Source organism: Psychrobacillus psychrodurans (assembly GCF_050209195.1).
Lineage (GTDB): Bacteria > Bacillota > Bacilli > Bacillales_A > Planococcaceae > Psychrobacillus > Psychrobacillus psychrodurans.
Genome location: NZ_CP189791.1, coordinates 3909064 through 3921433, shown reverse-complemented (window position 1 = coordinate 3921433; position 12370 = coordinate 3909064). Strand labels below are relative to the sequence as shown.

Annotated in this window: 10 protein-coding genes; 6 read left to right on the top strand and 4 right to left on the bottom strand. The window is 37.8% G+C overall.

The window, feature by feature from the left end; all coding sequences use genetic code 11:
* Nucleotides 1-24: 24 nt before the first annotated feature.
* Together ACQCPR_RS19500 and ACQCPR_RS19495 are read right to left on the bottom strand one after the other, a co-directional pair.
* Entirely contained in the window at nt 25-492 is a 468-nt protein-coding gene (locus tag ACQCPR_RS19500) for an SRPBCC family protein (RefSeq protein WP_427137837.1), read from the bottom strand.
* A 19-nt stretch (nt 493-511) separates the two neighbouring features.
* On the bottom strand, nt 512-2437 hold the full coding sequence (locus ACQCPR_RS19495) for a GTP-binding protein (RefSeq protein ID WP_427137836.1): 1926 nt from the start codon (nt 2435-2437) through the stop codon (nt 512-514).
* 98 nt (nt 2438-2535) lie between these two features.
* On the opposite strand from ACQCPR_RS19495, the gene ACQCPR_RS19490 reads away from it, so the two are divergent.
* Together ACQCPR_RS19490 and ACQCPR_RS19485 are read left to right on the top strand one after the other, a co-directional pair.
* The gene (locus ACQCPR_RS19490; RefSeq protein ID WP_090567581.1) at nt 2536-2712 is read left to right on the top strand and encodes a hypothetical protein; all 177 of its coding nucleotides are present in this window, start codon (nt 2536-2538) and stop codon (nt 2710-2712) included.
* A gap of 116 nt (nt 2713-2828) precedes the next feature.
* Complete coding sequence (locus ACQCPR_RS19485) at nt 2829-3629, top strand: serine hydrolase (protein ID WP_427137835.1); 801 nt, start codon at nt 2829-2831, stop codon at nt 3627-3629.
* A 137-nt stretch (nt 3630-3766) separates the two neighbouring features.
* Here ACQCPR_RS19485 and ACQCPR_RS19480 read toward each other — a convergent pair whose 3' ends face one another.
* Complete coding sequence (locus ACQCPR_RS19480; RefSeq protein ID WP_427137834.1) at nt 3767-5428, bottom strand: FAD-binding dehydrogenase; 1662 nt, start codon at nt 5426-5428, stop codon at nt 3767-3769.
* Nucleotides 5429-5570: 142 nt separating this feature from the next.
* Here ACQCPR_RS19480 and ACQCPR_RS19475 point away from each other — a divergent pair, with 142 nt between their 5' ends.
* From ACQCPR_RS19475 to ACQCPR_RS19465, 3 genes are all read left to right on the top strand, one after another.
* Nucleotides 5571-6521 carry an RsmD family RNA methyltransferase gene (locus ACQCPR_RS19475; RefSeq protein WP_139219699.1) on the top strand — a complete coding sequence of 317 codons (951 nt, stop codon included), beginning with the start codon at nt 5571-5573 and terminating at the stop codon, nt 6519-6521.
* 23 nt (nt 6522-6544) lie between these two features.
* A complete protein-coding gene (locus ACQCPR_RS19470; protein ID WP_427137833.1) occupies nt 6545-7189 on the top strand; it encodes a LytTR family DNA-binding domain-containing protein in 645 nt (214 codons plus the stop codon).
* A gap of 221 nt (nt 7190-7410) precedes the next feature.
* Nucleotides 7411-8925, top strand: a complete 1515-nt coding sequence (locus tag ACQCPR_RS19465; protein ID WP_090567593.1) for a succinate CoA transferase — start codon at nt 7411-7413, stop codon at nt 8923-8925.
* Between the two features lie 671 nt (nt 8926-9596).
* Here ACQCPR_RS19465 and ACQCPR_RS19460 read toward each other — a convergent pair.
* On the bottom strand, nt 9597-10472 hold the full coding sequence (locus ACQCPR_RS19460; protein ID WP_420877809.1) for a YitT family protein: 876 nt from the start codon (nt 10470-10472) through the stop codon (nt 9597-9599).
* A gap of 371 nt (nt 10473-10843) precedes the next feature.
* Here ACQCPR_RS19460 and adh point away from each other — a divergent pair, with 371 nt between their 5' ends.
* Nucleotides 10844-12364, top strand: a complete 1521-nt coding sequence (gene adh, locus ACQCPR_RS19455; protein ID WP_090567596.1) for an aldehyde dehydrogenase — start codon at nt 10844-10846, stop codon at nt 12362-12364.
* Nucleotides 12365-12370: the final 6 nt, after the last annotated feature.

The following is a 12370-nucleotide window of genomic DNA, read 5'->3' as shown; positions in this document are numbered from 1 at the left end:
GAAGTTAAAAAGGCTTCTATATTATCAATTATTTAGAAGCTCTTTATATTTCTGGAACCAGATTTTCCAATCATCTTCACGCTTAATCGAATTTCCATCTAGCAATGCTTTTATAACATCTAAACAAACATGCCAACCAGCTAAATCTTTCGGAGTATGTTCAGTTATAGTAGAAATTGTTTCTACAAATACTAATTTGCAACCATTGGATAAAGAGGATAATTCGAAACTTGCGATATCCTGGCCCCATTCAACCACTAAAGTCTTTAGTGGTTCATAATCCAGAATCTTCATATCCTCGTATGAACCGTCCTGCATATCGAACTGAATTAAACCATCTTGGCGTAAATCGACTATCTCTAATTCATCAAACCATTGTTTCAATTTCTCATTATCCGTTAGCATTTCCCAAACAGTTTCCACTGAGTGATCGAACTGTCTTTCGAATCGTGCGAGATAGATTCCCTGTTCGTTTTGAATTGTAGCGATCATGAACTATTCCTCCTTAAATTTATAGGCAGTGCATAGCTGCTTCGGCCTCATCCCAGTAGACGGGATATCCTTTTCCTTTAGCACAAAAAATAGAAGTAGATGTATATTCAGGGTCTGCTTCTTTAATGTAACCAAGTGCTTCAATGATTTCTTGTGTATTGTGACAACGATCATAACCACCAAACACTAAGCTAAGAGATCCTTTGCCGTGGGTGAATGAAGCAAAAATGGTGCTATATTTCATAAATGTAGCCACAGGTACTCTTCCTTTTACGAGAACTTTATCTCCAATATTTTCTGGAGGTTCAAAGGTTCCTGCTGCTTGTTGAATATCGGATAATACTCTGCCTATTAAGTCCATATGTACTTTAATCGTAAAGTCATAAAATGGCTCAAGTAAGATGTTTTCAGCTTTTTCTAATCCTTGTCGAAGTGCACGGTACGTGGCTTCTCTAAAGTCACCACCATGCGTATGCTCGTTATGTCCGCGACCAGTTAGCAAAGTAATTTTCACATCTGTTAAGGAGGATCCTGTTAGTAAACCATGATGTTCTCTTTCGAAAAGGTGATGGCTAACTAGATTTTGATGGCCTATCGATAAATCATTCGCATGACAAACATTTGCAAAGGTAATTCCACTGTTTCTGGCAGCAGGCTCGATTAATAAATGCACTTCAGCATAATGTTTTAAAGGTTCGAAATGACCATATCCTCGAACGGAGTTATCAATAGTCTCTTTATATAAAATTTTAGGCTCACCAAAAGATACGTGAAAACCAAATCGTTCCAAAACTATTTGTTCGAGTACTTCTAGCTGGATAACTCCCATTACATGGACATGTATTTCTTGAAAATACTCATCCCAAAATACACGTAGAGAGGGATCTTCTGCATCTAATAGTTTAAAGCTACGCAATACTTCCTTTACATGGATAGAAGTACCAAAGAGAACTTTAGATTTTAACGTGGGAATCATATCGAACGCAGTTTTCTGTGTAAGAGAGCCGAGTCCATCCCCAATGGAAGCATTCGTTAAGCCTGTCACAGCAACTAGTTCACCTGCTATAGCCTGATCTATGGTTTTAAACTTTTTGCCACTATACAACCGAACTTGTGTTATTTTTTCGGTTTGTTCGTTGTAGGTTACACTATCACGGACTTTTAACGTTCCATTAACTAATTTCAAAAAGGTAACACGGTTTCCACTTTCATCATGTCGAATTTTATAAACTTGCGCTGCAAATGCATCGTCTGCTTTATAGGAGGTTGTAGTTAATAAATCTAGTTTGTCTAAAAACTCTATTATTCCAAAATCCTTTAATGCGGAGCCACTGGCACATGCGAAGACTTTATTTTCTTTTATCATTTGCTGAAGCGCTTTTGTCCATAAGTCCTTATCAAATCCGCTGTCCATATACGTTTCTAATAAGGTCTCATCTCGCTCCGCAATAAATTCAATTAGTTCTTCGTCGAAAGTATTTGTTATATCGCATACGTCCTCCGATAAGGTGTCACGTATTTCAGCAAGAATACTTGCTGGGTCAGTCCCTTCATAGTCAGTTTTATTGATAAAGAAAAAAGTTGGTACTTTGTGTTTACGCAGTAATTGCCAGACAGTTTCTGTATGACCCTCAATGCCGTCTACTGCACTAATAAGAATAATGGCATAGTCCATTACTTGAATAGCACGCTCCATTTCTGGAGAAAAATCTACATGCCCGGGAGTATCGATAATATTGTACGTAGAATTATTGTGAGTAAAGATTCCTTGGTCAGCAAAGATAGTAATTCCTCTATTTTTTTCTATTGTATGACTATCAAGAAACGAGTCTTGGTGGTCAACTCTTCCTCGTTGTCTTATTGTATTTGTATGGTAAAGCAGCTGCTCTGAAAAAGTAGTCTTTCCAGCATCTACATGTGCAAGAATTCCAATGGTTTTATGCATGTTCTCACCTCTGAACTTAATTATAACAAATTACGGTGAAACAACCTGTTCAGTGCTATACTAGGAAGACTAAACAACGAAGGAAGAAGGAATACAATATGCAATATTCGAAATCTAAAATGGAAGAGTTAGTAAAATATAGCCCAGAATTAAGCAAGCGGTTAAAAGAGGTTATGAAGGAGCATGATTTAGAGAAAAGCTTTGCTTTAAAGGCTCTATATCATTCAGAAGTAAAAGACGGCGGTAAATATCAAAGAGATTATCAAGATTTATAAGACACCATAAAAGTGAACTGATGCAATTCGGTTCACTTTTTCTATTTGTTGTAATATTCAAATAAGTAACTGTGATCTATAATAAAACAAATTGATTTATTATAGGGGGATGTATTTTGGAAAAGCTTGTAAGTAGGATTGAGAAATTGATTGTACCGTCAAAAGGGACTTGGGGAATCGTTTTAGAGGATTTGAATTCAGGGGAGAAATGGGAGCATAACGAACAGGAGCTTTTTTATGCGGCAAGTGTTATTAAGTTACCTATAATGGCCTCGGTATATAGTGCAGTGGAACGGGGAGATTTAGCTCTCACCGATTTAATAATCCTTGATGAACAAGATTATGTGGGAGGCTCAGGTGTAATTCAACATTTTACTCCGGGCTCATCGTTACCTCTTAAAGACATTATTATGCTGATGATTATCCAAAGTGATAATACAGCAACAAATCTATTAATCGACCTGGTAGGAGTAGAAAGTATCCAAAATACGATGAAAGAAGTTGGTATGGTATATAGTACTTTTCTTAACAAGCTTATGTTGAGTAAGCCTAATCCGAAAGGTGCTAATTGCATAGCAGCTGTGGACATTAGTGTCCTTTTACATGGGATGGCTATAGGGGGATTAGTGAGTAATAAAGCTAGTGACCAAATGGTAGATGTCATGAAAAAACAACAAGTACGTGATTGTTTGCCAGAGAAATTACCTTCTCCATATTCTGATTTTGATCATGGAAAGGCACCATGGGAGTTAGCTAATAAGACAGGGTGGATTCCGGGAACTCGTCACGACGTTGGAATTTTTTATGTAGGTGACCGAGAGTTTGTCGCAACGGTTTTATCAAAAGATGAAGACGATTTAATATCGAAGCGAATTCTTTCTCAAATTGGGGAAGAAATATATAACTACTTACAGTGAGGAAGAGCGGTAATATATAAAAACAATAAAAGACGACATGACTATACTAATCATGTCGTCTTTTAAGTAATGAGTTTTGGAATCCTTCATACTTTTTTTGTAAATATTTCAAATCCTCAATCAGAATAGTTTTCTTATTAATTTTGATTTAATCTGCGAACCAGTGCTCTTCCAGCTTCTCTTCCTGTAAAGATACAACCTCCTAAAAAGGTCCCTTCTAAAGAGCGATATCCATGAACTCCGCCTCCGCCAAACCCGGTTACTTCACCTGCTGCATAAAGACCAGGTACGGGAATTCCATTTTCATTTAGTACTCGACCATCTAAGTCGGTTTGCAGTCCACCTAATGTTTTCCTAGTTACGATATTTAACCGAACCGCAATTAAAGGGCCGTTTTTAGGGTCTAATAGTTTATGGGGAGATGCTGCTCGTATTAATTTATCCCCTATATAGTTTCTAGCACCTCTAAGGGCAGTAATTTGAAGATCTTTTGTAAATTTATTATCCATTTCACGATCTCTAGCGACTAGTTGTCTCTCAATATGCTCCAAATTTAATAGATTGTCCCCGGTAATTTTATTCATCCCATCTACAAGGTTGGCTAAATTGTCGGATACGACGAAGTCTTCTCCTTTTTCCATGAAAGCTTTTACTGGGGCAGTAGGTCCTGGTAAAATTCGCTTCAGTACTTGTTTAATACTCTTTTCGGTTAAATCTGGATTTTGCTCTGATCCAGAAAGTGCAAATTCTTTTTCAATAATTTTCTCTGTAAGTATAAACCAAGAGTAATCATATCCAGTTTTTTGAATAGCCTCAAGTGTTCCTAATGTATCGAAACCAGGAAAGTTAGGAGCAGAAAAACGCTGTCCTGTGGCATCTAACCAAATAGAAGATGGACCTGGGAGTATACGTATCCCATGATGTGGCCAGATAGGATTCCAATTTTTAATACCTTCTGTATAGTGCCACATACGATCTTTGTTCACCAAGCGTCCTCCAGCCTTCTCTGTAATGGCAAGCATACGTCCATCTACATGCTCCGGAACTCCAGAAATCATTTGCTTAGGAGGTTTGCCAAGTCTAGAAGGCCAGTTTTCCCTCACTAAATCATGATTAGCGCCAATTCCACCACTTGTTACCATAACGGCTTTAGCTACATATTGAAAATTTCCAATCACATCTCTAGGGCTTGGTTCTCCACGAGCAGCAGAACTAGGGGTCAATAATGAACCGCTCACACCAATAACTCGTCCATTGTCCATAAGAAGTTCATCTACCTGGTGGCGCGGTTTATATTCAACATTTCCTTTTGACATGGCAGCTCGAACTCTAGTCTCAAATGGCTTCACAATACCTGGCCCTGTACCCCATACGATATGAAACCTCGGTACCGAGTTCCCGTGACCATCTGCAAGATAGCCTCCGCGTTCTGCCCAACCTACTACAGGGAAAAATCGAATACCTTGTGCATGAAGCCATTTTCGTTTTTCCTCTGCCGCAAAGCGAACATAAGCCTCCGCCCATTTTCTTGCCCAGTGATCTTCATCCTCTTCACGATCGAAGCCTGCAGTTCCTAACCAATCCTGCCAAGCCAAATCATAGGAGTCATGAATTCCTAATCTTCGTTGTTCTGGGGAGTCTACTAGAAATAATCCTCCAAACGACCACCAAGCTTGCCCTCCAAGTGATGCTTCAGGTTCTTGATCTAGCAGTAAAACTTTCTTTCCAGCCTCCGCAAGTTCAGCGGTAGCAACTAGTCCTGCAAGTCCAGCACCGACTACAATGACGTCCCATTTCATCTACATCCCCCCATTTAACCAAAAATTCTGAAACTTAATTGTATTATATTCTATTGAATTATGAATTACTATTCACTACACCAAAATGATTTGAACAGCTACCCGTGGTATAATAGAAGTACTATTGGAGGGAATAACATTGATAAACAACAGCCGACAATCGGCATTTATATATACATACGCGTATAATGAGGCCGAGCGTTCTCTATGTCATCTAGAGATGCGCTCTTTTTTTGATATAGACACAGAAATGAAAATTTTAAAGAGTCCTGTAAAAATAGATCCTAGTAGAAGCCCTTTTATGAAAGGAAGATTAGAAGTTTTAGCAGAAGGGGACACAGTAAAGGAAATTATCGCTCAAGCCCCGAATTTCGGTTCAGAGGGTGAAACGAATAAAGTTATTTTCTTAAAAATAAATGATCGACAAGGCATTGATAAGATTGAGAATGCGGAACGACTTCATATAGAAAGGACTATTGGAAGTGAAATGCAAGGTGATTTCGATTTACATCATCCGGATCAGTTGTTTGCAATAGTTCCATTTGGTGATCGTTGGTATTTCGGGTTATACACGAAAAGTGAGCCTATTTGGTTTAATCATATAAAGAAACCGCGTGAGTATTCTACTGCCCTTAGTACAAGAGTAGCCAGAGCGGTAGCTAATATCGCAGTTCCACATCCGAAAGGTGTGAGGGCTATTGATCCTTGCTGTGGAATTGGTACAGTACTGGTTGAAGCATTATCGATGGGTATAGATATTGTGGGAAGAGATATTAACCCACTTGTATGTGAAGGATCTCGAGAAAATATTGCTTATTTTGGTTTGAATGGAGATGTTCGAAAGAGTGCCATTCAAGACATTGGAGAGATGTATGACGTAGCGATTATAGATTTGCCTTATAATTTGTATACTAATGCATCTTGGGAAGAACAGTTTACCATTTTAAAGCATGCCCGTAGAATTGCCCAAAAAGTAGTAATTGTAACGATAGAATCGATGGATGATCGATTGGAAACAGTAGGTTTACATATAAAAGACCGCTGTATTACGAAAAAACAACAGTTTATACGCGAAATAGTTGTTTGTGAATAAGCTAATAGGAAGGGAGTTGGAGGATGAAGGATTTATCCATAGTTGCCTTATTAGATGTTGTTGGAGAATTATTTTCAGATGAAGTTTCTATTGCAGTCTCTGATACGGAAAAGTATATATATTATCGCCCTAGTAAGCGTATTGATTTGAAAATTACTCCTGGAGATTTATTAAAAGAGGAGACATTAGCATATAAAGCAATACAAAATAGACAAAAAGTATCTGAATTTATCAATCGAGAAGTTTTTGGTGTCCCGTATCATGGGATGGCAGTACCTTTTTGGAATCAAGGAGAAATAGAAGGCTGTGTGTTAGCTATCTATCCGGCGTTTACAGATGGAAAATCGGTGATTACTATAAAGACACAGGACGGATGGATTCCAATCCCTTTTTCTGACGTGATATATCTTGAAGCGAAAGATCGTAAAACCCATATTGTTACCAAGTCTTTTAAAGGAACCCACACTAGTTCTCTTCAAGACTTTGAGTTTAGACTTCCACGCGAAATGTTCATTCGTTGTCATCGTTCTTTTATCGTCAATGTGCATCAAATTAAAGAGATTTTCCCAGACACACATTCAACATTTTTATTAGCAATGGTAAATGGAGAAAGAATTTCTGTCAGTCAGTCCTATGCAAGTTATTTCCGAAAACTACTAGGGTTTTAATATTAAACGTTTGAATAAGGGGTAATTTCTCCGTCATTCAAGCGTTTTTTTGTAATTTTAATGATAAAGGAGGTAGAAGAAACGAAAAGCATAATTTGTTCTGTTCTAGTATAAAAATATTCTGCTTGAGGCAAATAAAAAATGTCTTTGACAAGTTTTAATAAAATTGTGACAAAAGAGGGTAGAATTATTTAAACGCGTTTTTTGAGGGGGATACGTATATGTGTAACAATTTAGATCGTGTTAAGGATACTAGTTTACATAGTTTAGTGGTTGGAGCGGAAGAAGCTGCTTCATGGATTGAACATGGTATGTCATTAGGGTTAAGTGGTTTTACACGTGCCGGTGACGCGAAAGCGGTTCCACTTGCATTGGTAGAAAGAGCGGTGAATGAATCTTTTAAAGTGAATATATTTACCGGTGCTTCCGTAGGTTCTGATATTGATAAATTATTATCTGCTGCAGGAATTGTGCATAAACGGTTACCATTTCAAGCGGATGCAACTATGCGCAAACATATTAATGCAGGAGATCACTTATTTGTTGATCAGCATTTGTCTCACACATCGGAGTTAATCCGTTCCGGCGTATTACCAACAATTGATTTCGCAATTGTGGAAGCGGTTTCAATTACTTCAGATGGAATGATTATTCCTACAACATCTGTGGGTAATTCCACAACCTTCGTCTCGCAAGCAAAAAATATAATTATAGAAATTAACGTAGAGCAATCCGAAATGTTAAAAGGACTTCATGATATATATGAACCAGCTGCGCAAGGAAGCAGACAACCGATTCCCTTGACGAGAGTAGAAGATCGTATCGGTCAAATAGGGATTCCTTTTGATGCGTCCAAAGTAAAAGGAATCGTATTTACAAACTATTCCGATTCGCCATCTCCGATTGTTCCTCCAGATCATGAAACAGAGGAAATGGCACAGCACTTAATCTCGTTCCTTCGTGAAGAAGTTAAAACCGGTAGATTAACTAATAAGCTAGCTCCACTTCAAGCAGGTATAGGTTCAGTTGCTAATGCCGTGCTAGGTGGCATGATTAACTCTGAATTCGAAGAACTACAAGTTTACTCAGAAGTCCTTCAAGATTCTGTATTTGAACTAATAGATGCCGGCAAAGTAAACTTTGCATCTGCATGCTCAATAACACTTTCACAAGAAATGATGGATAAAGTATATAGTAACTTTGGAGAGTACCGAGATAAATTAGTGTTAAGACCACAGGAAATTACGAATCATCCTGAGATTATTCGTCGTTTAGGACTTATCTCTATTAACACAGCCTTAGAATTTGATATTTATGGAAATGTTAACTCTACTCATATTTCAGGTACTAAAATGATGAACGGGATTGGCGGTTCAGGGGATTTCGCCCGCAATTCAAGAATAGCTATTTTTGTAACGAAATCCATTGCCAAAGGTGGTAACATCTCTAGTATAGTGCCATTCGTAGCTCATGTGGATCACACAGAGCATGATGTAGATGTAGTAGTAACAGAGCAGGGATATGCAGACCTTCGCGGTTTAGCACCTAGAGAACGTGCAGAGTTGATCATTAATAACTGTGTCCATCCAATATACAAAAAGCAGTTACGTGATTACTATGGAGAAGCATTAACTAGAGGTGGACAAACTCCACATGTCTTAGAAAAAGCATTTTCATTCCATGCGAACTTAGCAAACAATGGAACAATGCTTGATAAAGAAAAAGCGTTCGTATAATATAGCGTGAACACTGGGTTCATGAAACTTAAAAGAACGAATGATACTTTCGATTTTCGTTACAGGTGGACGCGTTCCGCAGGGTGTGAGATGAACCATCACCGTCGCTTGCGCGTCGATGTGATGGTTTATCTGTCTCACTCATCCCGTAGAAGTCGCCACTTTTCACTACAATCAATATAATGTGTAGTACTACAAGAAAAGATGTTGCACAGTCTATCGCTTAGATGATAAGAGTGGTCAAAGTTAATGGCGGGATAAACTGTCTGTTGAATTAGGGACACTGTTCTGTAAGGGCTATGGAGAAACTAGATTTTCTTTTATACTAGTGGAAATAAAGAGAAATAATAAGTGTTTACTATATAGAAGTGAAATAGCTCACGAAATTGCATCTTCGTGAGCTTGCTCTATCATTTGGAAAGTATCATTTCTCTAGTTATCCAAAAACGTAATAACCTCTTTCTAAGAGTTATAGAAGGGTGACGGACAGAAAAACGCCATAAGATAAGATTACCGTAAAAAGTGGTATTGGTTGTGACGGACGTCATAACCAATACCACAAAAATTCACTCGGTAATAATATAGTAAAACGTCTGTCCAAGGCCCTTCGAAAACGATAGAAACAGGTTTTGGCCTTAAAGGGACGGGTATGTCGTTTAGCTCAGTTTTTCTTAATGTATATCCTTCTTTTTAAAGCGACCACCACGCACCTCGGCGATATTGCCGACTGCTAAAAATGCATGGTCATCTATTTCTTCTACGATAGACTTTAATTTTGCCTCTTCTAATCGTGTAATGACTGTAAAGATAACTTTTTTGTTTTCTCCAGTAAAAGCACCTTCACCATGTAAATAGGTTACACCACGTCCTAAACGATCCATAATAGCATCACCGATATCTTCTATCTTTTCACTAATGATATAGACTGATTTTGACTCATCTAATCCTTGAATGACAATATCTATTGTTTTAAAGGCTATAAAATAAGCTAAAAACGAATACATTGCTTGTTCCCACGTGAAGACAAAACCAGCAATTGTAAAGATGACCAGATTTATAATCATGATGATCTCCCCAACTGAAAATGGGGTAGCCTTATTAAATAAAATTGCAAGAATTTCGGAACCGTCTAAAGAGCCTCCATAACGAATAACGAGCCCAACGCCCGTGCCTAAAACAATACCACCAAAAACAGTGGCAAGTAATAAATCAGGAGTGATAGCATCAATATTATGTAAGAAAGAAGTGCATATCGATAGTATGGTAATACCGAATAGTGTAGATAATGCAAAGGTTTTTCCTATTTGTTTATATCCGAGGAAAAAGAATGGAATGTTCAGGACAAATATAAAGATCCCTAAACGGACTCCAGTTAAGTGGTACAGGATGATGGATACGCCTACAACGCCACCGTCCAATATCTGATTAGGAACTAGAAATAATTCTAATCCAATAGCCATTAATATAGCTCCTATGGCAATCATGAGTAAACGTACGAATACGACTTTCTTGGGGGTGCTACGGTGAGGGGTTTTGACAGGTTTCAATTCACTCGCTAAATCACTCAATGTTAATCTCCTCTTTTCTAAAAGTAATCCTATACTTATTTTATAGAAAAATTCTGTATATAGAAAGTAGGAAAGCTTTGTAAGAAAGAGAGAATAGTAAGTTCCTATTCCATAAATAAATGCTTATGAACGCAAGTAGCGGACAATGAAAACGTTGCAAATTGTCCAGTAAACAACAATATAAAATAAATTTTCTCAGTAAATTATTATTGTTGAAATATTTTGTATAGTCTGTCAAAATGAAATGAAGACTATTTTTTATTTTAATAGTTTTGAAAGCGCATACATAAAACGAATCTAGCATAAGATATGGAATGTGCTAAATAGATATGAAGGGGAGGAAATAGAAAATGGTTTATGCATTTCCGAATACAGAAGGCTCGAAGGTTTCATTTAAGGACAAGTATGAAAACTATATTAATGGCGAGTGGACACCCCCGGTAAAAGGACAATACTTTGAAAATGTTACCCCAGTTACAGGTAAAGTATTTACACAAGTTGCTCGTTCCACTTCAGAAGATATTGAGCATGCTTTAGATGCAGCTCATGCAGCAAAAGATGCGTGGGGTTCCACTTCAGTTGCTGAAAGAGCAAATATATTAAATAAAATTGCAAATAGAATAGAAGAAAACTTAGAATTACTAGCAGTAGCTGAAACGTGGGATAACGGAAAAGCAGTTAGAGAAACATTAAATGCCGATATTCCGCTCGCTATTGATCATTTTCGTTATTTTGCAGGTGCCATTCGTGCACAAGAAGGCGGCTTAAGTCAAATTGATAACGATACAGTTGCGTATCATTTCCATGAACCACTAGGGGTAGTAGGACAAATCATACCTTGGAATTTCCCGATTCTAATGGCTGTTTGGAAGCTGGCACCAGCACTTGCAGCAGGTAATTGCGTGGTCTTGAAGCCGGCAGAGCAAACACCGGCGTCTATTTTAGTACTAATGGAGCTAATTGGAGATCTTTTGCCTCCTGGAGTTGTGAATATTGTAAATGGTTTCGGCTTAGAGGCTGGGAAACCATTAGCATCTAGTCCGCGTATTAGTAAAATTGCATTTACTGGTGAAACAACAACTGGTCGTTTAATCATGCAATATGCTTCTCAAAATTTAATACCGGTGACATTAGAGCTTGGAGGAAAATCACCAAATATTTTCTTCGAAGACATTATGGATGAAGATGATGCATTTTTAGATAAAGCTGTTGAAGGATTCGTTATGTTCGCATTGAACCAAGGAGAAGTGTGTACCTGTCCGTCGCGTGTTCTGATTCAAGAATCTATCTATGATAAATTCATCGAACGAGTAATTGCACGTGTAGAAGCTATTAAAATAGGGAATCCATTGGATTCAACTGTTATGATGGGTGCCCAAGCATCCAATGAACAAATGGAAAAAATCCTTTCATACTTAGATATTGGAAAGCAAGAAGGAGCAGAGTGTTTAATCGGCGGAGAGCAAAACAAATTAGACGGAGTATTGGCAGAAGGTTACTATATTAAACCAACTGTCTTCAAAGGAAATAACAAAATGCGTATATTCCAAGAAGAAATTTTTGGACCAGTCGTTTCAGTAACAACGTTTAAAACAAAAGAAGAAGCATTAGAAATTGCTAATGATACACTATATGGTTTAGGGTCCGGTATTTGGACGCGTAATATGAACACCGCTTATCAATTCGGACGTAAAATTCAAGCTGGTCGTGTATGGACAAACTGTTATCATCAGTATCCAGCACATGCTGCATTTGGTGGATACAAGATGTCTGGTATTGGTCGTGAAAACCATCTGATGATGCTTAACCACTACCAACAAACGAAAAACCTTCTTGTAAGCTATAGTGAAAATAAGCAAGGATTCTTTTGATAAAGT